This window comes from Embleya scabrispora (assembly GCF_002024165.1).
GTDB lineage: Bacteria > Actinomycetota > Actinomycetes > Streptomycetales > Streptomycetaceae > Embleya > Embleya scabrispora_A.
This window is the reverse complement of record NZ_MWQN01000001.1, coordinates 1,369,870-1,391,222: the sequence shown is the minus strand read 5'-3', so window position 1 is coordinate 1,391,222 and position 21,353 is coordinate 1,369,870. Positions and strand designations below refer to the sequence as shown.

Here is a 21,353-nt window from a genome sequence, read left to right as displayed (position 1 = left end):
CGACACCGCTCGGGTCTGTCGAACGGCACCCAGGAGGCACCAGGCATGGCCAAGGCACCCGCGTTCGACCCGGCCGACCCGCTCGGCATCGACGACCTGCTCGATGCCGAGGATCGGGCGATCCGGGACACCGTGCGGCGGTTCTGCGCCGACCATGTCACGCCCTACGTGGCGGACTGGTTCGAGCGCGGCGAACTGCCCTCGGTGCGCGAACTCGCGCGCGGCCTCGGCGGGATCGGGGTGCTCGGGATGACCCTGGACGGCTACGGCTGTGCCGGGACCAGTGCCGTGCAGTACGGCCTGGCCTGCCTGGAATTGGAGGCGTGCGACTCGGGGCTGCGTTCGCTGGTGTCGGTGCAGGGATCGCTGGCGATGTACGCCATCCACCGCTTCGGGAGCGAGGAGCACCGGCAGACCTGGCTGCCCCGGATGGCCGCCGGCGAGGTGCTCGGCTGCTTCGGCCTGACCGAGCCCGACCACGGCTCGGACCCGGCGTCGATGCGTACCCACGCCAAGCGGGACGGCGACGACTGGGTGCTCAACGGGCGCAAGATGTGGATCACCAACGGCTCGGTGGCCGAGGTCGCGGTGATCTGGGCGCGCACCGAGGAGGGCGTGCGCGGTTTTGTGGTGCCCACCGACACCCCCGGGTTCGCGGCCGTCGACATCCGGCACAAGATGTCCCTGCGGGCCTCGATCACCAGCGAGTTGACGCTGGACGACGTGCGGTTGCCGGCCGACGCGGTGTTGCCCGACGTGGTGGGCCTGCGCGGTCCGCTGAGCTGTCTGGGCGAGGCCCGCTACGGCATCGTGTGGGGATCGGTCGGCGCGGCGCGCTCCTGCTTCGAGTCGGCGCTGGACTACGCCCGCACCCGGGAGCAGTTCGGCCGGCCGATCGGCGCGTTCCAGTTGACCCAGGCCAAGTTGGCCGACATGGCGGTGGAGATCGGCAAGGCGCAGTTGCTCGCGCTGCACCTGGGGCGGCGCAAGGACGCGGGCGGGGTGCGGCCGGAGCAGATCAGCTTCGGCAAGCTCAACAACGTCCGCGAGGCGATCGGGATCGCCCGCAGCGCGCGCACCATCCTGGGCGCGAACGGCATCTCGCTGGAGTATCCGGTCATCCGGCACATGAACAACTTGGAATCGGTGTTGACCTACGAGGGCACCTCCGAGATGCACACGCTGGTGATCGGCAAGGCGCTGACCGGTCTGGACGCCTTCCACTGAGCGGGCGCGTGCGCTCGCGCCGGGGCTGCTAGGCGTGCGCGTCCGGGTCCAGGGTGACCCGGATGCTCTTGCCGGGGCCGCTGGGCAGCACGTCGATCCGGCCGCCGAGTTCGGCCACCATCAGTTTCACGATCATCAGACCGCGCCCGTCCTCGGACTCCGGCCCCGTCTCCAGGAGCGCGTGCGGGCGGAAGGGGTGTCCGTCGGCGACCTCGAGGCGGATCTCGGCGCCGCCGTGCGCCGCGGTGATCCGGACCCGGTCGGTGCGGATCGCCGCGTGACGGACCGCGTTGGACGTCAGTTCGGTGGCGATCAGGAGCAGTGTGTCGACCAGTTCCTCGGCGATCCCCCAGCCGTGTAACAGGTCGCGCAGGCGGTGCCGGACCTCCGGTACGCCCGCGACGGTGGGTGCGATGGTCCAGCGCACGAACACCGGGCCGGGCGGGTGTTCGGGATCGGGTTCGCGGTGGTGGTTCGTCGAGCCGCGCCGCTCGTGCCGAGCGCGGGCACGGGCCCGCCCGACGGCGGTCACGGATGACTCCACGAGTGGTACACGACGGGGGGGAGCGTGGGTCGCGGTGGGTGTGGCGCACGTGCGGGGGAGGGCATCCCGGAGTCCTTCGCTTCGTTCGCTGCGGTACGCGGCACTGGCCGGCGTTCGCAGTCTGCGATGGCGAATCGTGCTCATGCGCCGGTTTTCCGGGTGTGATCCGTAATGCTTCGGTAAGCGACGCTTCATCTCGACTTTGGGTTCGCTTCGGAACCTGTTCGGACCCGGGATCAGTCTCCGGTCGAGCGGCGCAGTCGTTTGATCTCACTGCGGTGGTGCTTGTTGCGCAGCCGGCGCTCGCGCATGCCGCGCGTGGGTTTGGTCGGTCGCCGGGGCGGCGGGGGTGGGGCCGTGGCCTCGACCAGGATGTCGGCCAGGCGCCGGGCGGCGGTTTGTCGGTTCATCAGTTGCGAGCGCTGCTCGGACGAGGCCACGGTGAGCACGCCGTCGACCAGACGCCCCTCCAGCCGGCGCAGCGCGCGCTGCTTGAGCACGTCGGGCAGCGCGGTGGTGGCGCCCAGGTCGAAGGACACCTCGGCGCGGCTGTCCGTGGTGTTCACCGACTGTCCGCCGGGGCCGGAGGAACGGGAGAACCGCCACGACAGCTCGGCGGCGGGTATCGCCACGCCGCGAATGTCGAGATCTGTCGTCATACGCACATGATCCCGCGTGGACCCGGTCGGGGGCGACCGGGTTTTTCGGGGTTTTCCCGGGGGCCGCCGGATGCTTTCCCGGCGCGGGACGGCGAGGATCGTGGGATGAGTGCCGACATGAACGCGGAACAGACGCAGGCATACGGTTCCTGGCCCTCGCCGATCACGGCCGAGCGGTTGGTGGAGGGGGCGGCGAGTCCCGGGGAGATCCGGGCCGACGGGGAAGAGGTGTGGTGGGCCGAGGCGCGGCCGACGGAGGGTGGGCGCATCCAATTGGTGCGCCTGCGTCCGGGCGGGGCGCCGGAGGACGTGCTGCCGGAGGGGTTCTCGGCGCGGACCCGGGTGCACGAGTACGGCGGCGCGGCCTGGACGGTGCGGGCCGGCGTGCTGGTCTTCGCGAACTGGACCGACCAGCGGTTGTACCGGCTGGGGCCCGACGACGACGCGCCGGTGGCGATCACCGAAGAGCCGCGGGAGACGGCGGGGCTGCGCTACGCGGACCTCACCCTCGTGCCCGCGGGGCAGTGGGGGGCGGGGGAGTGGCTGGTCGCGGTGCGCGAGAGCCACGAGCCGGCCGCGGTCGAGGCGCACGGAGAGGCGATCAACGAGATCGTCGCCCTGCCGCTGGACGGTACGCAGCCGGCCCGGGTCCTGGTCACCGGGCCGGACTTCGTGTCCTCGCCGCGACCGGCCGCCGACGGCTCGGCGCTGGCCTGGACCCAGTGGTCGCATCCGGACATGCCGTGGGACGCGGCGGAGTTGATGGTCGCCGCGATCGAGGCGGGACCGCGCACGACCGGCGCGCAGGCGGTCGCGGGCGGGGGGCGCGAGTCGGTGGTGCAGCCCGAGTGGGGACCCGACGGGGCGTTGTGGTTCGCCTCGGACCGCACCGGGTGGTGGAACCTGTACCGGGTCGGCGCGGGTGGTCAGGTGGAGGCGGTGGCGCCGGTCGAGGCCGAGATCGGCGGCCCGCAGTGGGTGTTCGGTGAGCGGTACTACGCCTTCCTCGACGACGGCCGGATCGCCTGCACGGTCAACACGGGCGGCTTCGTGCACCTGGGCGTGCTCGACCCGACCCGCCCGGAGGAGCCGCCGACGCGGGTGGAGACCGGGCTGACCTGGTTGTCCGACCTGGCCGCGGTGCCCGGCGGGGTGCTGGTGATCGGGGGCGGTCCGGACGACGAGGACGCGCCGCGCCGGGTTCGGCTCGCGCCCACCGGAGGCACCGCGCTGCAGATCGAACGGCTGCGTCCGGCGCGGGACTTCGACTTCGACGCCCGGTGGTTCAGCCCGCCGCGGCCGATCGAGTTCGACTCGGCGGCCGGGCGGACCGCGCACGCGCTGTTGTACCTGCCGAAGAACCCGCACGCGCAGGCGCCCGCCGGCGCGCTGCCGCCGCTGATCGTCTCCATCCACGGCGGTCCGACCGCGCAGGCGCCGGCGGTGCTCAATCTGCGGATCCAGTACTGGACCAGCCGCGGCTTCGCGGTGGCCGACGTGAACTACGGCGGCAGCACGGGATACGGCCGGGAGTACCGCAACCTGCTGTACGACTCGTGGGGCATCGTCGACGTGGAGGACTGCACGGCGGTGGCCCGGCACCTGGCCGACACCGGTGTCGTGGACGGTACGAAGCTGGCCATCCGCGGTGGTTCGGCGGGCGGCTACACCACGCTGGCCGCACTCGTGGGCAACGACGTCTTCACCGCCGGCGCCAGCCACTTCGGCGTCGCCGACATCGCGGCCCTGGCCCGGCACACGCACAAGTTCGAGTCGCGCTACCTGGACCGCCTGGTCGGCCCGTATCCGCAGGCCGAGGCGGTGTACCGGGCCCGCTCGCCGATCAACCACACCGACGCCCTGTCCAGCCCGCTGGCGGTGTTCCAGGGGCTGGAGGACGAGGTGGTACCGCCGGCCCAGGCCGAGATGATCGTGGCGGCCCTGAAGGAGAAGAAACTCCCCTACGTCTACCTGGCGTTCGAGGGCGAACAACACGGCTTCCGCCGGGCGGAGAACATCATCCGCGCGTTGGAGGCCGAACTCTGGTTCTACGGAAAGGTGTTCGAATTCGTCCCGGCCGACCCGATCGAGGCCCCGCCGGGCGGCGGCTTCTGACCTCCGGGCCGAACGGCCGCCGCCGAACCGCGCACCGCGTGCCGCGGTTCGTCGGCGGCCCGCGTGGCCCGTGGCCGCCGGCCACGGGCTGCCCGGCGCCGCAGCCGCACCACCGTTCGGCGGGGGTGTCCCGGGACCGCATGTTCCGCTCGGGATTCGGAGCGGACGCCTACAGGTACCCTGCGTGAGAGTTTGGATACCTTGCGTTAACGTGCCCTGCTTCGGTGGGAAACACGCGGTGGTCAGGCTGGGTGGACGGGCCGGGGTGGTTTCGGAGGAGGGTGTCGCGTGTTGTTGACGCCGCGGGAGCGGGAGCGGTTGATGGTTTCGTATGCGGCCGACCTGGCGGAGCGGCGGCGGGCTCGGGGGCTGCGGTTGAACTGTCCCGAGGCTACTGCGGTGTTGGCCTCGTTCGTGCTCGAAGGGGCTCGGGACGGGCGGTCCGTGGCGGACCTTCAGGAGGCCGGGCGGCATGTGCTGGGGCGGGACGATGTGATGGACGGGGTGCCGGAGTTGGTCGCCGAGGTGCAGGTGGAGGCGACCTTTCCGGATGGGACGAAGTTGGTCACCGTGCATCGGCCGATTCCGTGAGTGGGGGGCGGCCTCGGCGGTCGTTGGTGCCCGTGGTGCCCGGTGAGGTGTTGTTGGGGGCGGAGCCGATCGTGCTCAATCCCGGGCGGGCCGTGGTGGTGGTGCGGGTGTTGAACACCGGGGACCGGCCCGTGCAGGTGGGGTCGCATTTGCATTTCCCGGCGGCCAACGACGCGTTGGAGTTCGATCGGGACGCGGCCTGGGGGCATCGATTGCATGTGCCGGCCGGGACGGCGGTGCGGTTCGAGCCGGGCGTCGGGCGCGAGGTGGAGTTGGTGCCGCTCGCGGGGGCGCGCGTGGTGCCGGGGCTGCGGGTCGGGCGCGGGGGCGAGTTGGACCGGGAGGGCTCGCGGTGACGACCGTCGATCGGCATCGGTATGCGCTTTTGTACGGGCCTACCACCGGGGATCGCATTCGGTTGGCCGATACCGAGCTCTTGGTGGAGGTGACCGAGGATCTGACGCGGCCGCTGGGGGCTGCCGGGGACGAGGTGATCTTCGGTGGCGGCAAGGTGATTCGCGAGTCGATGGGGCAGTCGCCTCGGACTCGGGCCGAAGGGGCTCCGGATACGGTGATCACCGGGGCGGTGATCCTGGACCACTGGGGCGTGGTCAAGGCCGATGTCGGTGTTCGGGACGGGCGGGTCTGCGGGATCGGGAAGGCCGGCAACCCCGACACGATGGACGGGGTGCATCCCGATCTGGTGATCGGGCCGTCGACCGAGGTCATCGCCGGGAATGGACGCATCCTGACGGCCGGTGCCGTGGACTGCCATGTGCATCTGATCTCGCCGACGCAGTTTCCCGAGGCGTTGTCCGCCGGGGTGACCACGATGGTCGCCGGGGGGACCGGGCCGGCCGAGGGGTCGAAGGCGACCACCGTCACGCCCGGTGCGTGGCATCTGGCCCGCATGCTGGAGGCGTTGGACGGCGTACCGATCAACTTCGTGCTTCTCGGCAAGGGCAACACCGTGTCCGAGGAGGCCCTGTGGGAGCAGATCCGGGCCGGCGCCGGCGGGCTCAAGCTGCACGAGGACTGGGGCTCGACCCCGGCCGTGATCGACGCCGCGCTGCGGGTGGCGGACGCGGCCGGGATCCAGGTCGCGCTGCACAGCGACACGCTCAACGAGACCGGTTTCGTCGAGGGCACGCTGGCCGCGATCGACGGGCGGACCATCCACGCCTACCACACCGAGGGCGCGGGCGGCGGCCACGCGCCGGACGTCATCACCGTCGCCGGACTGCCCAACATCCTGCCCTCGTCCACCAATCCGACCCGGCCGCACACCGTCAACACGATCGAGGAACACCTCGACATGCTGATGGTCTGCCACCACCTGAATCCGGCCGTCGCCGAAGACCTGGCGTTCGCCGAATCGCGAATCCGCCCCTCGACCATCGCCGCCGAGGACGTGCTGCACGACCTCGGCGCGATCTCCATGATCGGCTCGGACAGCCAGGCGATGGGCCGAGTCGGCGAGACGGTGCTGCGCACCTGGCAGACCGCGCATGTGAACAAGGTCCGGCGCGGCTCGCTCCCCGGCGACGGGGCCGCGGACAATCTGCGGGCCCGGCGGTATGTGGCCAAGTACACGATCTGCCCGGCGGTCGCCCACGGGCTCGACGACGAGGTCGGCTCGGTCGCCGTCGGCAAGCTCGCCGACCTGGTGTTGTGGGACCCGAGGTTCTTCGGCGTGCGTCCACATCTGGTGGTCAAGGGCGGGGCGATCGCGTGGGCCGCGATGGGCGACGCGAACGCGTCCATCCCGACCCCGCAACCCGTGTTGCCCAGGCCGATGTTCGGCGCCGCGGCGCGCACCGCGGCGGCGACCTCGGTGCATTTCGTGGCGCCGGCGGCACTGGAGGACGGGCTCGCGGGGCGGCTGGATCTCGATCGTCGACTCGTGCCCACCGGCGACGTGCGGGGTCGGGGCAAGTCGGCCATGCCGCTCAATGACGCCATGCCGCGCATCGAGGTCGATCCCGAGACGTTCTCGGTCCGGGTGGACGGCGAGAAGGTGGTCGCCGCGCCGGCCGGAACCCTGCCGATGGCCCAACGTTATTTCCTTTTCTGATTGCTTGTGCTTGCTTCTTGACGGAGGGTCAGGGAAAGCTGACTCACCGTCAGGGCAGCGAGCTGTGACTGCGGTGACCGGCCGGGACCGACATCGACACGTTACGACCAGTAAGAGGTGGTACTCATGGGTGCTGGACTGCTCCTGCTCGGGGATTCACGACTGCCCGCCGGCGGCTACGCGCACTCCGGCGGTCTGGAGAACGCGGTCCTGCGCGGCGAGGTGCACGACCTCGACACGCTCACCGAGTTCCTGCTCGGCAAGCTCTATTCCACCGGCGCGGTACAGGCGGCCTTCGCCGCCGTCGCCGCGCTGACCGCGGGGCCCTACACGCTGCCCGAACACGGGCCCTGGGCCGAACTCGACGCCGAACTCGATGCCCGGACCGCGTCCGCGCCCGCCCGGGCCGCCTCGCGCGCGCAGGGCCGGTCGTTGCGCCGGGTGGTCAAGGCCGCCTGGCCCACCGAGCCGTGGACCGCGCTCGGGGTGTCCCCGCACCACGCGATCGTGCTCGGCGCCGCGGCCACCCGGGCCCGGCTGGACGCGCGCGAGGCGGCCGTGCTGGCCGCCACCAACGTGGTCAACGGGCCCGCCTCCGCCGCGGTGAAACTGCTCTCCCTCGACCCGATCTCGGTCACCGTCGTGCTCGCCGAGATGGCCGGGCACTGCGACCAGGTGGCCGAGGAGGCGGCCGACGCCGCCCGCACCGTGTCCGCCGACGGCGACTGGGACCGGCTGCCCTGCTGGTCCGCCGTGGGCCTGGACGTCTGCCACGAACTGCACGTCCAAGAGGAGGTCGTGCACTTTGCATCGTGACCACACACCCGGCAACGGTGGGCCGTCGGCGCGTCCGCAGCCCTCGGCGCCCGGCTCGCGCGCGTTGCGGATCGGCGTCGGCGGTCCCGTGGGATCCGGCAAGACGGCGCTGGTCGCCGCGCTGTGCCGGGTCCTCGCGGGGCGGTTCTCGCTCGCCGTCGTCACCAACGACATCTACACCACCGAGGACGCCGACTTCCTGCGCGCGGCCGGGGTGTTGGCGGCGGACCGGATCGCCGCGGTACAGACCGGCTGTTGCCCGCACACCGCGGTGCGCGACGACATCAGCGGCAACCTGGACGCGGTCGAGGACCTGGAGGCCGCGCATCCGGACCTGGACCTGGTGCTGATCGAATCCGGCGGGGACAACCTGACCATGACCTTCAGTCGCGGACTGGCCGACGTGCAGATGTTCGTCATCGACGTGTCCGGCGGCGACAAGGTCCCGCGCAAGGGCGGCCCCGGAGTGAGCCGTTCCGACCTGCTGGTGATCAACAAGACCGACATCGCCCCGCAGATCGGCGCCGACCTGGCGGTGATGGACCGGGACGCGGCCCGGATGCGCCCCGGCACCCCCGTGGCCTTCCTGTCGCTGCGCGAGACCCCGGACGCGGACGTGGTCACCGCGTGGGTGCTCGACCGACTCGCCGCCTGGCGGGCCGGCACCCCCGTCCCCGCGGTCCGGGCAGGCGGGTGAGGGCGACCGCCCTGATCCGGGCGGAGGTTCGACACGGCCGCTCGGTGGTAACCCGGCTGCTGGGACAGGTGCCACTGGCGCCGCGCGAGGTGTCCGTCCCCGGGCCGATCCCCGAGGTGGTCCTCGTCGGCGGCGCGGCCGGCCCGATCGGCGGCGACGACCTGGCGGTGCGGGTCGAGGTGGGCCCGGGCGCCCGACTGCGGATCCGGACCGCCGCCGCCGCGGTGGTGCTGATCGGCGACGGCACCCCGGCCCGGCAGCGGGTCGACCTGGTGATCGCCGCCGGCGGTGTCCTCGACTGGTCGCCCGAGCCGGTCGTGGTCGCCGCGCGGGCCACGTTCCACGCCGTCGTGCACGCCGAACTCGACGATGGAGCGCGGCTGTTCGCCCGGGAGACGCTGATCCTGGGCCGGTCCGGCGAACCCTGCGGCGACGTGCTCTCGCGGTGGGACGCGGTGGTGGCCGGGCAGCCGGTGCTGCGTCAGCAGAGCGTGTACGGCCCCGCCGCGCCGCCGGGGTGGCGGGGACCGGCCGGCACCGCCGGCGGGACCGTGGTCGGCACCCGGCTGACCCTGCCCGCACCGGCCGAACCGGCGTCGAGCGCCCCCGGACGCGCGGTGTGCGCGTTGGCCGGGGGCGGCCGACTGATCACGGTGACCGCGGCCGACGCGCCGGCCGCCCACGCCACGCTCGCCGCCGCCGCGGCCCGGGCGGATCAGGTCTCGAGCGCGACCAGTTCGGACCCGGCCGTACCGAGGAGCAGCACCTTGCCGGCCCCCGCCGGGGCGGCGGTCAGGTAGGTCGGCAGCCCGTGCCGCCAGTGCCGTCCGCCGGTGACCGGGTCGAACGCGTACAGCGTGTCGGTGCCGCCGGCATAGGCGGTCCCGTCCACCAGGGCCACCGGACTGGGCACCCGCGCGCCGACGGGCTGCCGCCAGCGCTCCCGACCGGTACGCGCGTCGAGCGCGTACAGCGCGCCGACGTCGGTGGTGTAGACGAGGTTCTCGGTCACCACCGGGACGGTCATGTCCGGGGCGCCCTGGAAACGCCACCGCACCTCGCCGGTCGACACGCTCAGCGCCACCAGCGTGAAGCCCGACACCACGTAGACCAGATCGCCCATCGCGCGCGCCGGGCGGGCGATCGGCGCGTCGAGCCGGGTCGACCACCTCGGCTCCCCGCGATCGTCGCGGATCGCGCCGACCGTGCCGTCGCTGTGGGTCAGGTACAGCAGATCGCCGCCGGTCTCCGAGACGGCCGGCATCACCCCGCCGTGCGGTGTCCCCGCGCTCCACTGCCAACTCTGCGCGCCCTGCGTCATGTCGATGCCCACCACCCGGTCGTCCCGGGTGCCGACCACCAGGGACGAGCCGTACAACACCGGTGCGCCGAGGATCCGGTCGCCGGCGTGCTGCTGCCACAACCGCTCGCCGCTGCTCGGATCGAGCGCGGTGACCTGCCCGGCCACACAGGCCAGGAACATCGCGGTGCCGGAGACCACCGGCTGGGACCACACCATCGACTCGGTCCGCGCCGTCCACAGCGCGACCCCGGTCTCGGTGCCGACGGCCATCACCACGTTGTCCGTCGTGGTGCAGTAGGCGACGTTGTCGAAGACCTGAAGGGTGGTCACCCGGCCCTCGACCGAGCGCCGCCACCGGACCCCGGGCCCCGAGCGACCGTCGCCGGCATAGCGTGCGAAGGCGACGCCGGCGGAGGTCACGGTGGCCGCGGTGAGCGCGAAACCGCCCCCGACGAGCAGACGCCGACGGGTCAGCCCGCGCCCGGTCGGCGGGTCCTCGGCGCGTGCCTCCTGCGGTACGTCGGCGCTGTCGTCCACGCCCGCGGGCACCGTCAGCACGGCCGGCCTCGGGGTGAGCACCCGGTCCACGTCGACCGCCGTCGGGCGCCGCCCGGGATCGGGGTCGAGGCAGCGGCGCAGCAGCGGACCCAGTTCGCCGCAGGACGCCCCGCCCCCGGCCAGGGTGATCAGTGTGCCGAAGGCGTACACGTCCTCCGACGGATCGCCGCCGTCGTCCGTGTCGGCGCGGCCGGCGAACCCGGTCACGCGCGGGCCGTACGGGGTGAGCAGGACCTGGTCCGCACGGAGCCTGCCGTGCACGAGGCCGATCGCGTGCACCCGGGCCAACGCGTCGGCGATACCCGCCGCGACCTCGCGTAACGGCCCCTCGGCGAGTGGGCCGTCGTGGTCGAGCACTTCTTCGAGCGTGCGCACCCCGGGCATCGCCCACGCCCCTTCGGGACCCGTCGACGTGCTTGCTGGAGAGCAGAGTAGGACCTGCGGCACGGCACGGGTAGAGCGGGGAAAAACGATCCGGAAACGGTTCGCGCACCCGCCGCGCGCACACCCACCGCGCGGTCTCGGGACGGTGCCGGTTTCGGGCGGGTAACCGGGATTCGGGCAAAAGAAAAGGAGGCGCCCGGCCAAAGGCGCCTCCTTCGCGAACCGCACAGCGTTTCGCGAGCGGCACGATCATAACCCGACGGCGCCCGAAGTCCCGCCCCGCCCACCGCCCCGCCCGCCTGCCCTGTCCGGTGCTCCGCCCGTCGCTCCGCCTTGACCCGTCAGTCTCCCGCCGTGGCGAGCGCGTCGTCCCACACCCGGTGCCAGTGCGCCACCGCCGACTCGCCCATGCCCACGACCATCGTCGGCAGCCCCGCGTCGAACCCGCGCTGGCAGGACTCGGCCCCCGGGAAGTCCTCGGTGACGAGCACCCGCTTGTTGGTCTCGTGGTTGGCCCCGGCGGTGGCGATGCTCTGCTCGCCGAGCGGCTCCCAGGTGCCCTCGGTCATGTGCACGACCGACCGGTTCGGCCGATCGCCCGGGTAGATCCGCAACATCGTGGTGCTCAGCGGGCTCTCGATCAACACGGTCGAGGGCAGCACGGTCTGGACGTTGACCATCGGCAGCCGCGCGGGCCAGGACTCCTCGGGCACCTCGGCCAGCTGCTCGAAGCCGACGATGGGCACCGCGAAGCGGGTGTGCGGTCCCCACGTGTCGACGATGCCGTGGTTGAGCACGATGCCGTCGATCGTCGCGGTGTGCAGGAACGGTACGTGGTAGGCCTCGACGTTGACGTCGACGGTGAGCTTCCAGTTGCAGTCGAGTTCGAACCGCTCGCTCACCACCGCCCGGGTCCGGTCGTAGGGGAAACCGGCGTAGGCGTCGGCGAGTTCGTCAAGTGCGCCGGCCACCTCGACCTCCGGTCGCAGGCCCACCACGACCAGGCCCGCGGACAGCGCGACCGGCAGCCGGCGCAGACCGAACTCTTTCGGGTCGATGCCGGGGAACTGCGGACGCGAGGGCAGGCCGGTCAGCTCGCCGCCGTTGCCGAACGTCCACCCGTGGTAGCCGCAGCGGAACCGCTGCGCGCTGCCGCAACCGGTCCCGGACAGCCCCTCCGGTTCGGGCACGTCCCGGCTGACCCGCATCCCCCGGTGGGTGCACGCGTCCAGGAACGCGTGCAGCTCACCGTCGCGGTCGCGGGTGACCAGGACCGGCACGCCGTCCACGTCGCGCGCGATGAAGTCGCCCGGCTCGGCCACCTCACCCGCCCATCCGATCACCTGCGGCGTGCGTCGGAACAACACCTCGCGCTCGCGGGCGTGCCGGACCGGATCGGTGAAGGCCGAGCCGTCCAGGACGACGGGGGCCGCGCCCAGGTCGAGCGTGCGGTGGGTGATGTGCTCGATGATGCGCCGCCCGGTGGCGACCACGTCCCGGTGCTTCAAGGGGTGACTCCGTTGTCCCGTAGGGGTGAATGTCCGCGACGGGTGGGCGTCCGTGCTCCGACCTCGTCTCTGTTACACCGTTACATTGTTGGTCGGGGGCGATACCCCGTCAATGTCCGGCGAGGCGATGTGGTGTCATCGGGGGGCAATCGCACGTGGAGGTCAGCACCATGCCCGGCCGGGTCGAGAACGTTGGCTATGACATCGCGGGTACGACCCTGTCGGGTCTGCTCGCCCGACCCGAGGCCGGCGTCCGCCCGCGCGGGCTGATCCTGGCGATCCACGGCGGCGGCTCCCGCGCCGCCTACTGGCATCGCGACGGCGCCCCCGACGGCTCGCTCCTGCTGCTCGGCGCGGCGCTCGGCTGGACCGTGCTGGCGATCGACCGCCCCGGGTACGGCGCGTCCGCGGGCCTGGACCGGGCCCGCCAGGGGCTGGACGCGCAGGCGGATGCCCTGTTCGCCCTCATCGAGGAGTCGACGGCGGGGGCGCTCGACGCGGCGCCGGACCCCGGGCAGGCCCCGGCCGCCGGCGCCGACCCCGACCCGGCGGCCACCGTCGAACCCGTCGAGCCGGCCGAGCCGGCGCGCCCGCCCGTGTTCGTCGTCGCGCACTCGATGGGCGCGGTCCTGGCGCTGCGCATGGGCGCCGACAAGCGCGGCCACGATCTGCTCGGCCTGGCCGTCGCGGGCGTGCCGCTGCGGTACACCCCCGCCCGACTCGCCGAGTTCGCCGCCGTCCCCACCGACGGCGACTTCGTCCCCTCGACCGGAGGCGCCGCCCCGGACGCCTTCTTCGGGCCGCCGGGGTCCTACGATCCCGCGCTGTTGACCCGGGCGGGCCGGGTGGTGGCGCCGGTGCCGATGGCCGAGTTCGTGGATGTGCGGGAGAGCCCGAACACGCTGCCGGACGTGCTCGTGAGGGTGACGCCGGCGGTGCACTGGACCGTCGCCGAGTTCGAGCGGTCCCACCCGTCGGGGCCCGAAGTACCGGCCCTGGCACGGGAATCGCTGCGCCGGGCGCGCGCGGTGGAGACGTACACCCAGCGCGGCGTGGGGCACAACATCAGCCTCCACCACGCCGCGCGTGCCTATCACCTGCGGGTGTTGGCCTTCGCCGAGGAGTGCCTGCTCGCGGTCGCCGGACCGACCGCCCGCTGAGCCGGCCCGGGCCGGTGTGCGGCCCGGGCGCGGCTACGGTGCGTCGGGCAGGGTGAACCACACCACCTTCCCCGGCGGGAGTCGGTCGGCGCCCCACGCGTGGGCCAGCGCGTCGATCATCCGCAGCCCTCGGCCCGATTCCTCGTCCCAGTCGCCGACCCGGGCGATCGGCATGCGCGGCGACGAGTCGCGCACCTCCACCCGCAGCAGGTCGCCGTCGTGCAGCAGGGTGAGCGCGTGCCAGGCGCCGGGCCCGACGTGCACGAGCACGTTGGTCAGCAGTTCGGTCAGCAACACCTCTGCGACGTCGGCCAATGCGGCCAGGCCCCAGTCGTGCAGGACCTTGCCGGTGGTGCGGCGGGCGCTGCCCACCGCCGGTGCCGAGGCGGCCAGTTGAACGCAATAGTGACGGACGTCCTCCGCCATCACCGGCATGTCGACCTCCGGACGTGCGGCAGGGGGTCGCACGATCCGGAACACGCACCCAGAGCGACCCGTTGACAACAGTAAGTCATGGCCGGCGTGGAGTGTGCCCGGCCGACAACGAGTGTGCAACTCCCACTCTTGGATGCACGGGAAGATTCCGGTAGTAACCACACTTCCACGCTCAGTAGGGCACACTGTCCCCCGATCGGACGCGCCGACGTTCCGGTTCGGTGCGTCAACAGCGTGTACATGGAGGTGCGGCGTGGCCATGGCGCCCAATCCGACCGTTCGGCAGCGCAGGCTCGGGACCGAGCTGCGCCGGTTGCGCGAAGCGCGCGGCCTGAGCCTCGAAGACGTCGCCGTACGTCTGGAGTGCTCGGATTCCAAGGTCAGTCGGATCGAGTTGGGGCGCAGCGGGGTACGACCGGTGGACCTGCGGATCCTCCTCGACCTGTACGAGGTCGCGGACGAGCGGGAGCGGGATTCGCTGCTCACCCTGGCCCGCGAGGCCAAGAAGCGCGGCTGGTGGCACAGCTATTCGTCGATCCTGCCCAGCTCCTACGCCGAGCTGCTCAGCCTGGAGGCCGAGTCGTCGGGCATGCGCGGATTCGAACTCTCGCTCATTCCGGGCCTGTTGCAGACGCCCGACTACGTGCGGGCGGTGATCGCGGCGGTCCGCGACGACATGCCGGCCGAGCAGGTGGACATGCTGGTGCGGGTGCGTCAGGAGCGACAGGCGGTGCTCGACCGGGTCGGCGCGCAGGGCGAGGCGACGTTTCGGCTCAGCGTGGTGATCTCCGAGTCGGTGCTGCGCACGGTGGTGGGCGGGCGCGAGACGATGCGGGCCCAGTTGGAGCATCTGATGGCCGCCGCGGCCCGGCCGCACGTGCGGTTGCAGATCCTTCCGTTCGCCGCCGGCGCACACCCCGCGATCGAGGGTTCATTCGCGATCATCGGATTCCCCGAACTTTCCGATCTGGATGTGGTCGTCCTCGACACGCATACGAGTAGCCTCTATCTCGAGGAGCCCGAACACGTCAGTGTCTATGAGCGGATGTTTGAGGACATCCGCGCGGCCGCACTGTCGTACGGTGAATCCTTGTCCATGATCGAGCTCACAGCAAAGGAATTGTCTTGAGCAACACAAAGCAGGGATCGCATTTCCCGTTCGTTTCCCAAGAGGCTGCGATCGATTCCCACTCCGATGGGAAAGTCGCAGGTCACGAGGTTGCTACCGGCTACGCCTGGCGGCGCAGCACCTACAGCGGGGCCACCAGCAATTGCGTCGAGACGGCCCCCGACACCGACGCCGTCCTGGTGCGCGACTCGAAAGTTGCCGCCGGTCCGGTCCTCGAACTGGAATCCGGTGCGTGGCAAACGTTTATCGGTCGTATCGGCGCCTGAGTCGGATCCGATCCGATACCGAACGGTTGATTTGTTCGGGGCGCTCACTCCTCCGAGTGGGAATTAATCCCACGAAAGAGTGAATTCTCCAGATGATCGTCCCGGGTTCCCGTGCCCCGGGGCGCTCCCAAAGCGCAACTCTCCGTCGCCGACCCCCACCGCGCTCCGCGCGCCGCCGGCCGACACCCCCGGGCGACCCGTCGGGGTGGAAGAGTGGTGGGGTGTACATCTCGGTGCTTGGCCCGCTCCAGGCGTGGGACGACGACGGTCGATCCGTGACGATCGGCGGCGCGCGCCTGCGCGCGCTGCTGATCCGCCTGTCCCTCGACCCCGGCAGACCGGTTTCCGCCGACCGGTTGATCACCGCCGTGTGGGGCGAGGACCCCCCCTCCGGCGCGGGAAACGCGTTGCAGTCGCTGATCTCCCGACTGCGCCGGCAACTGCCCGTCGGGCTCGATTCGGGGCCGGCCGGCTATCGGCTCGGCATCCGCCCCGACGACCTGGACGCGCACGTGTTCGCCGAACTGGCGGTGCGCGGACGCCGGCAACTCCACGAGCGCGACCCGGCCGGTGCGGCCGAGACGCTCACGCGCGCGCTCGCGATGTGGCGCGGGCCCGCCCTGATCGACGCCGCCGACGCGAGTTTCGCCCTGGGACCCGCGGCGCGGCTGGCCGAGCAGCGGTTGGGCGCGATCGAGGACCGGGTCCAGGCGCAGCTGATCCTGGGCCGCAGCCAGGGGTTGGCCGCCGAATTGGAGCAGCTCACCCGCGAGCATCCGCTGCGTGAGCGGCTGTACGGCCTGCTGATCCGCACGCTGCACGAGGAGGGCCGCCGGGCGGATGCGCTGACGCTGTATCAGGACCTGCGCGAGCGGCTGGCGGACGAGCTGGGCATCGACCCCTCGCCCGACCTGGAGGCCGCCTACCTGGCGGTGTTGCGCGGCGGCGATGCGCGGCCCGCACCGGTACCCGCGCCCGCCGCATCCGCGTCGCCCGCACCCGCCCCGCCCGTCGCCGCCCGACCGGCCCCGGGCAATCTGCCCGCCCGGCTGACCACCTTCGTCGGCCGCGAGGACGAGGTGGACCGGGTCGACCGGCTTCTCGGCCAATCGCGCCTGGTCACCGTCGTCGGCCCCGGCGGCGCGGGCAAGACCCGACTGAGCACCGAGGCCGGCAGCCGGATCGCGACCCGCGGCGAGGGCGTGGACGGCGGCATCTGGTTCGTCGAACTCGCCCCCGTACTCGACCCGTTGGACGTGCCGCAGGCGGTGCTGGGGGCGCTGGGCCGGCGCGAGGTGGGCCTGCTCGATCCGCACCTGGCCGGTCCGCGCGACCTGGTCGACCGGATCGTCGACGCGTTCACCGGCCCGCCCAGCCTGCTGATCCTGGACAACTGCGAGCACCTGATCGCCGCCGCCGCGAGCTTCGCCGGTCGACTGCTCGCCCGCGCGCCGTCGCTGCGGATCCTCGCCACCAGCCGCGAGCCGTTGGGCATCGACGGCGAGATGTTGTACCCGCTGGGCCCGCTCGCCCTGCCGCCGGTCGGCGTCGACGCCGCGGCCGCGCTGGGCTACGCCTCGGTGCGGCTGTTCGCCGACCGGGCCCGCGCGGTGCGGCCGGGCCTGGCCGTCGACGCCGACACGATCGGCGCGGTCGGCGAGATCTGCCGCCGGCTCGACGGCCAGCCGCTGGCCATCGAACTGGCCGCGGCCCGCACCCGCTCGCTCACCCCCGCGCAGATCGCACACCGCCTCGACGACCGCTTCCGGCTGCTCACCGGCGGCAGCCGTACCGCGCTGCCCCGCCACCAGACGCTGCGCGCGGTGGTCGAGTGGAGCTGGGACCTGCTGGAGGAGCGCGAACGCACCGCGCTGCGCCGGTTGTCGGTGTTCGCCGGCGGCACCACCTTGGAGGCCGCCGAGGCGGTGTTGCCCGGCGACGACTTCGACCCCGCCGACGTGCTCGACCTGCTCGCCGGACTGGTGGACAAGTCGCTGGTGGACGTGGTGGGCAGCACCGAGACCCGCTACCGGCTGCTGGAGACCATCCAGGCGTACGCGAGCGAGAAACTGGCCGAGGCGGGCGAGGCGGAGGCGACCTCGGCACGGCACGCGCGCTGGTTCATCGACTACGTCGAGGCGGCCGGCGCCCGGCTGCGCGGCCCGGAACAGATCGAGGCGATCAACCGGATCACCGCCGAGCACGACAACCTCGCCCTCCTGCTGCGCTACGCCGTCGACCACGCCGACGCCTGGCTGGCGACCCGGTTGGTCGACGCGCTCTCCTGGTACTGGGCGATGCGCGGCACCCACGCCGAGGCGTACTCCTGGGGTCACGAGGCGCTCGCCCTGCCCGGCCCCGTGCCGCAGGCCCGCCGGGCCGCCGCGCTCGCCTTCCACGCGCTGCACTCCTTCTCCGCGGGAGAGCGCGGCAACGCGCTGCGCTCCTACGCCCGGGCCCGGCTGATCAGTCGTCGGCTCGATCCGGGCGAGGTGCCCGAACTGCCGATCTTCATGGCCCTGTTGGCGTCCGTCATCCGCACCGACCAAGCGGGTCTGCGGGCCGCGCTGCAGGACGCGGACGACATCGACGACCCGTGGGTCCAGGCCATGGCCCGGCTCATGCGCGGACACTTCGCGGTCAACCTGGGCAGTCCCAAGGAGGCGGTGACCTTCCTGACCGACGCCCGGGATCGGTTCGCCGCGATCGGGGACCGCTGGGGCCGGGCCTCGGCGATCTCGGGTCTGGCCGAACTGCTGATGTACACGGCCGACTACGACGAGGCGCTGGCCGCCGTGGACGAGGCGCTGGACCTGCTGGGCGCGCTCCAGGCCGAGGACGAGATCCCGCAACTGATGGTGCGTCGCGGGATGATCCACGCCCGGGCCGGCGACATCGCCCTCGCCCGGCAGGTGATGGAGGACATCTCGCGCCGGCCCGGCGCACCCGGCGCCTCGCTCACCACCGGCCTGGGCACCAGTTTGGGCCTGGCCGAACTCGCGCGCTTCGTCGGGGACTTCGATGAAGCGGCGGAGCGCTACGACCAGGTCATAGCGGCGCTGCCGCCGACGCCGCGACTGCCGCAGTTGCCGCCGCAGTTCATCTGCAGCCTGTACGTCGGCCGAGCGCACGTGCACTGTGCGCGGGGCGACGCGGCGGCGGCGCGCGCCGACCTGCGCACCGGGCTGCCGTTCGCGCTGGAGAGCCAGGACATGCCGATCCTGGCGGGCTGTGTCGAGGGATTCGCCGCGCTGGCGCTGGTCTCCGGCGATCCGGAGCAGGCCGCGATCCTGCTCGGCGGGGCACAGGTGGTGCGCGGCCATCCCGATCTGGGCGACGTCGACGCGGACCGGGTGGCCGAGCGGATCCTGGAGCGGATGAGCGTCGAGGAGTTCGACCGGGCCCGGGCGATCGGCACGGCGATGACCCGGGACGAGGTGGTCGCGCTGCTCACGGCCGACCTGCCCGTCGCGCCGCCACCGCTGTGGGTGTCGGGCGACGGGTGGTCGACGACGCGGGAGCGGCGGGTCAGGCCCGCCGGTTGTACTGACGCACCGTCAGCGGAATGAACACCAGCATCAGGCCCAGCGCCCACAACAGCGCCACCATCGCGTGGTGCGCCACCGGGCCCCCGGTCAGCAGCCCGCGCGAGGCGTTGGTGACCGCGGTGACCGGGTTGACCTTCACCCACGCCTGCAACCAGCCCGGCATGGTCGAGGTCTTGGCGAACAGGTTCGAGCCGAAGGTCAGCGGAAACATCATCAGGAACGAGACGCCCTGCACGGTGCGCGGCTGCTTCATGCTCACCCCGAGCAGTGCCACGACCCAGCAGAACGCGAACGCGAAGACCAGGACCAGACCGACCGCGGCGGCCACCGCGAGCACATTGGTCTGGAACCGGAAACCGATGATGGTGCCGAACACGAACACCGACGTGATGGCGACGAGGAAGCGCAACACGTCGCCGAGCACGGTGCCCGCGAGCGGCGCGAGACGCGATATCGGCAGGCTGCGGAAACGGTCGAACACGCCCGTGGACATGTCGGTGCACAACCCGACACCGGTGCCCACCGACGCGAACACCACGGTCTGCACCATGATGCCGGGCAGTATGAACTGCAGATAGTCGTGCGTGCTGCCCTCGATCGCGCCGCCGAACAGGTACACGAACATCACGGTGAACAGGATCGGCTGCAGCGTCAGGTCGATCAGCTGCTCGCTCTGCTTCTTCAGCTTCACCAGGCTGCGCCAGGTGAGGGTGAGCGTGTGCCGCACCACGGCGCTCGGATCGTTGCGGTGTGCCCCGGGCCGTTGGGCGGGGGGCGGGGCGGCGCTCTTGTCGGCCGGGCGGACGGTGGTCGTGGTCATCGGGAGGCTCCAGGGATGAGGGCCAGGTGGGAGACGATCGTGAGGAGCAGGGCGAGCATCGGCATCACGCGTGTGCCGTAACGATCCGGGAGTCGGTTCACGCGGCCTCCCTCTTCGGGTCCGCGCCGTCGTCCCGCTCCGCCGAGTCCTGGCTGCGGTGCCCGGTGATGGTCAGGAACACCTCGTCCAGACTGGGGAGTTGCAAAGTGAACTCGTTGACCCGGATGCCCGCCTCGTCGAGCCGACGCACCACCACCGGCAGCACGTCCTCGTCGCTCACCGCGACGGTGACCTGACCGCGCTCGTGCTCCACGAACGGCTCCCGGCCGGCGACTTCGCGCAACAGCTCGACCACATCGGGCAGTCGAGCCGGGTCGACCGGGCGCACCTCCAGGCTCCGGCCGCCGATCTGCGCCTTGAGCTCGTCGGAGGTGCCGTTCGCGATCACCCGGCCGTGGTCGATCACCACGATGTCGTTCGCCAGGTGATCGGCCTCGTCCAGATACTGCGTGGTCAACAGCACGGTCACACCCTCGTCGCGCACCAGGTCGCGGATCATCTGCCACACGTCGCCGCGGCTGCGCGGGTCCAGACCGGTGGTCGGCTCGTCCAGGTAGAGGAAGGCCGGGCGCCCGACCAGCGAGGCGGCCAGGTCGAGGCGGCGCCGCATACCGCCCGAATACGTGTCGGGGCTGCGGTTGCCGGCCTCGGCCAGGTCGAACCGGGCGAGCAGTTCGCGGGCCCGCGCCTTGGCCTCGGCACGCGGCAGGTCGAGCAGTCGGCCGAGCAGCAGCAGGTTCTCGAACCCGGTCATCTCCTCGTCCACCGACGCGTACTGGCCGGTCAGACCGATCAGCCGGCGTACGTCCTGCGCCTGGCGCACCGTGTCGAACCCGCCGACCCGGGCGATCCCCGCGTCCGGCTTGATCAACGTGGCCAACGCCCGCACCATCGTGGTCTTGCCCGCGCCGTTGGGGCCGAGCAGGCCCAGCACGGTGCCCGCCTCGGACCGCAGATCGATCCCGGCCAACGCGGTGGTGTCGCCGTACCGCTTGACCAAGCCCTCGGTCTCGATCGCGTATGTCATGGATTGCTCCCCGTCGGTGTCCGTCGCTCTCGTGCGGCGGGCGCTCGTCGACGGATCGACGGGGCTCGCCTCGTATGGAACCCAGCGTCGTCCGGGGCGCCGGCATCGCGCGCACACGCCGCCGGCACCGCCGGCAGCGGACTGATCCACCGGCCTGTCGCCCGGCCGATCGAAACCGGCGTCGCGCTCACGCGGGCCGCCGGCAGCGGTAGTGTCCTGGCCCTGTGAGGGGTCTTGTGGGGAGAACGAGGGAAGACCATCGGGAGCCGTGACACGCTCGCGATAACTTCTGGGTGACGGCGTTCACCGGGCACCTCGGCGTTCGGCGTTCGACGAAGACGGCAGGGTGTGTCGGGTCGACCGGCAGGGGGCACACGCGACAGTGGGGGAGGCAAGGCGTTGGCGGCAGCCGTTCCGATTTCGCAAGCACCG

The 21,353-nt window shown here is 72.1% G+C and carries 19 protein-coding genes; 12 read left to right on the top strand and 7 right to left on the bottom strand.

From position 1 onward, the window contains the following. The first annotated feature begins 45 nt into the window (after positions 1 to 45). Entirely contained in the window at positions 46 to 1,227 is a 1,182-nt protein-coding gene (locus tag B4N89_RS06145; RefSeq protein ID WP_078974849.1) for an acyl-CoA dehydrogenase family protein, read from the top strand. A gap of 28 nt (positions 1,228 to 1,255) precedes the next feature. On the opposite strand, the gene B4N89_RS06140 is transcribed toward B4N89_RS06145, so the two are convergent. After that, positions 1,256 to 1,759: an ATP-binding protein gene (locus B4N89_RS06140; RefSeq protein WP_161500646.1), complete on the bottom strand. Its 504-nt coding sequence runs from the start codon at positions 1,757 to 1,759 to the stop codon at positions 1,256 to 1,258. Between the two features lie 248 nt (positions 1,760 to 2,007). Beyond that, positions 2,008 to 2,430, bottom strand: a complete 423-nt coding sequence (gene arfB, locus B4N89_RS06135) for an alternative ribosome rescue aminoacyl-tRNA hydrolase ArfB (protein ID WP_078974847.1) — start codon at positions 2,428 to 2,430, stop codon at positions 2,008 to 2,010. A 105-nt stretch (positions 2,431 to 2,535) separates the two neighbouring features. On the opposite strand from arfB, the gene B4N89_RS06130 reads away from it, so the two are divergent. The 7 genes from B4N89_RS06130 (at position 2,536) to B4N89_RS06100 (ending at position 9,523) form a co-directional block, all read left to right on the top strand. After that, a complete protein-coding gene (locus tag B4N89_RS06130) occupies positions 2,536 to 4,545 on the top strand; it encodes a S9 family peptidase (RefSeq protein ID WP_201260794.1) in 2,010 nt (669 codons plus the stop codon). Between the two features lie 288 nt (positions 4,546 to 4,833). Further along, positions 4,834 to 5,136, top strand: a complete 303-nt coding sequence (locus tag B4N89_RS06125) for an urease subunit gamma (protein ID WP_078974846.1) — start codon at positions 4,834 to 4,836, stop codon at positions 5,134 to 5,136. A gap of 32 nt (positions 5,137 to 5,168) precedes the next feature. Next, positions 5,169 to 5,492 carry an urease subunit beta gene (locus tag B4N89_RS06120; protein WP_078979139.1) on the top strand — a complete coding sequence of 108 codons (324 nt, stop codon included), beginning with the start codon at positions 5,169 to 5,171 and terminating at the stop codon, positions 5,490 to 5,492. Further along, entirely contained in the window at positions 5,489 to 7,210 is a 1,722-nt protein-coding gene (locus B4N89_RS06115; RefSeq protein WP_078974845.1) for an urease subunit alpha, read from the top strand. The genes B4N89_RS06120 and B4N89_RS06115 overlap by 4 nt, the downstream gene beginning before the upstream one ends. A 126-nt stretch (positions 7,211 to 7,336) precedes the next feature. Continuing rightward, positions 7,337 to 8,026: an urease accessory protein UreF gene (locus B4N89_RS06110; protein WP_078974844.1), complete on the top strand. Its 690-nt coding sequence runs from the start codon at positions 7,337 to 7,339 to the stop codon at positions 8,024 to 8,026. Further along, a complete protein-coding gene (gene ureG, locus B4N89_RS06105) occupies positions 8,016 to 8,723 on the top strand; it encodes an urease accessory protein UreG (RefSeq protein ID WP_078974843.1) in 708 nt (235 codons plus the stop codon). Before B4N89_RS06110 ends, ureG begins: the two co-directional genes overlap by 11 nt. Then, positions 8,720 to 9,523, top strand: a complete 804-nt coding sequence (locus B4N89_RS06100) for an urease accessory protein UreD (RefSeq protein ID WP_161500645.1) — start codon at positions 8,720 to 8,722, stop codon at positions 9,521 to 9,523. The genes ureG and B4N89_RS06100 overlap by 4 nt, the downstream gene beginning before the upstream one ends. On the opposite strand, the gene B4N89_RS06095 is transcribed toward B4N89_RS06100, so the two are convergent. Together B4N89_RS06095 and B4N89_RS06090 are read right to left on the bottom strand one after the other, a co-directional pair. Beyond that, positions 9,439 to 10,968, bottom strand: a complete 1,530-nt coding sequence (locus B4N89_RS06095; RefSeq protein ID WP_078974841.1) for a PQQ-binding-like beta-propeller repeat protein — start codon at positions 10,966 to 10,968, stop codon at positions 9,439 to 9,441. The genes B4N89_RS06100 and B4N89_RS06095 overlap by 85 nt on opposite strands. Before the next feature lie 341 nt (positions 10,969 to 11,309). Beyond that, a complete protein-coding gene (locus B4N89_RS06090) occupies positions 11,310 to 12,476 on the bottom strand; it encodes an aromatic ring-hydroxylating oxygenase subunit alpha (protein WP_078974840.1) in 1,167 nt (388 codons plus the stop codon). 170 nt (positions 12,477 to 12,646) lie between these two features. On the opposite strand from B4N89_RS06090, the gene B4N89_RS06085 reads away from it, so the two are divergent. Further along, on the top strand, positions 12,647 to 13,636 hold the full coding sequence (locus B4N89_RS06085) for an alpha/beta hydrolase (RefSeq protein ID WP_101897250.1): 990 nt from the start codon (positions 12,647 to 12,649) through the stop codon (positions 13,634 to 13,636). A gap of 33 nt (positions 13,637 to 13,669) precedes the next feature. Here the strand turns inward: B4N89_RS06085 and B4N89_RS06080 are convergent, their stop codons facing one another. Beyond that, the gene (locus B4N89_RS06080) at positions 13,670 to 14,071 is read right to left on the bottom strand and encodes an ATP-binding protein (protein WP_078974838.1); all 402 of its coding nucleotides are present in this window, start codon (positions 14,069 to 14,071) and stop codon (positions 13,670 to 13,672) included. 259 nt (positions 14,072 to 14,330) lie between these two features. Between B4N89_RS06080 and B4N89_RS06075 the strand changes: the two genes are divergently transcribed. From B4N89_RS06075 to B4N89_RS06065, 3 genes are all read left to right on the top strand, one after another. Beyond that, entirely contained in the window at positions 14,331 to 15,200 is an 870-nt protein-coding gene (locus B4N89_RS06075) for a helix-turn-helix domain-containing protein (RefSeq protein WP_078979138.1), read from the top strand. After that, positions 15,197 to 15,466, top strand: a complete 270-nt coding sequence (locus tag B4N89_RS06070; RefSeq protein ID WP_235618489.1) for a DUF397 domain-containing protein — start codon at positions 15,197 to 15,199, stop codon at positions 15,464 to 15,466. Before B4N89_RS06075 ends, B4N89_RS06070 begins: the two co-directional genes overlap by 4 nt. A gap of 221 nt (positions 15,467 to 15,687) precedes the next feature. Continuing rightward, entirely contained in the window at positions 15,688 to 19,035 is a 3,348-nt protein-coding gene (locus tag B4N89_RS06065; RefSeq protein WP_161500644.1) for an AfsR/SARP family transcriptional regulator, read from the top strand. Here B4N89_RS06065 and B4N89_RS06060 read toward each other — a convergent pair. Further along, the gene (locus B4N89_RS06060; protein WP_078974836.1) at positions 18,995 to 19,834 is read right to left on the bottom strand and encodes an ABC transporter permease; all 840 of its coding nucleotides are present in this window, start codon (positions 19,832 to 19,834) and stop codon (positions 18,995 to 18,997) included. The genes B4N89_RS06065 and B4N89_RS06060 overlap by 41 nt on opposite strands. 97 nt (positions 19,835 to 19,931) lie before the next feature. Beyond that, positions 19,932 to 20,921 (bottom strand): ATP-binding cassette domain-containing protein, encoded by a 990-nt coding sequence (locus B4N89_RS06055; protein WP_078974835.1) that lies wholly within the window; start codon positions 20,919 to 20,921, stop codon positions 19,932 to 19,934. Positions 20,922 to 21,353 lie beyond the last annotated feature (432 nt).

Bases quoted from the DNA above. Each gene is read 5' to 3' on its own strand.
- B4N89_RS06130 (WP_201260794.1), top strand. From the start codon at position 2,536: ATGAGTGCCGACATGAACGCGGAACAGACGCAGGCATACGGTTCCTGG.
- B4N89_RS06060 (WP_078974836.1), bottom strand. From the start codon at position 19,834: ATGACCACGACCACCGTCCGCCCGGCCGACAAGAGCGCCGCCCCGCCC.
- B4N89_RS06055 (WP_078974835.1), bottom strand. From the start codon at position 20,921: ATGACATACGCGATCGAGACCGAGGGCTTGGTCAAGCGGTACGGCGAC.
- B4N89_RS06110 (WP_078974844.1), top strand. From the start codon at position 7,337: ATGGGTGCTGGACTGCTCCTGCTCGGGGATTCACGACTGCCCGCCGGC.
- arfB (WP_078974847.1), bottom strand. From the start codon at position 2,430: ATGACGACAGATCTCGACATTCGCGGCGTGGCGATACCCGCCGCCGAG.
- B4N89_RS06075 (WP_078979138.1), top strand. From the start codon at position 14,331: ATGGCGCCCAATCCGACCGTTCGGCAGCGCAGGCTCGGGACCGAGCTG.
- B4N89_RS06080 (WP_078974838.1), bottom strand. From the start codon at position 14,071: ATGCCGGTGATGGCGGAGGACGTCCGTCACTATTGCGTTCAACTGGCC.
- B4N89_RS06085 (WP_101897250.1), top strand. From the start codon at position 12,647: ATGCCCGGCCGGGTCGAGAACGTTGGCTATGACATCGCGGGTACGACC.
- B4N89_RS06145 (WP_078974849.1), top strand. From the start codon at position 46: ATGGCCAAGGCACCCGCGTTCGACCCGGCCGACCCGCTCGGCATCGAC.
- B4N89_RS06095 (WP_078974841.1), bottom strand. From the start codon at position 10,968: ATGCCCGGGGTGCGCACGCTCGAAGAAGTGCTCGACCACGACGGCCCA.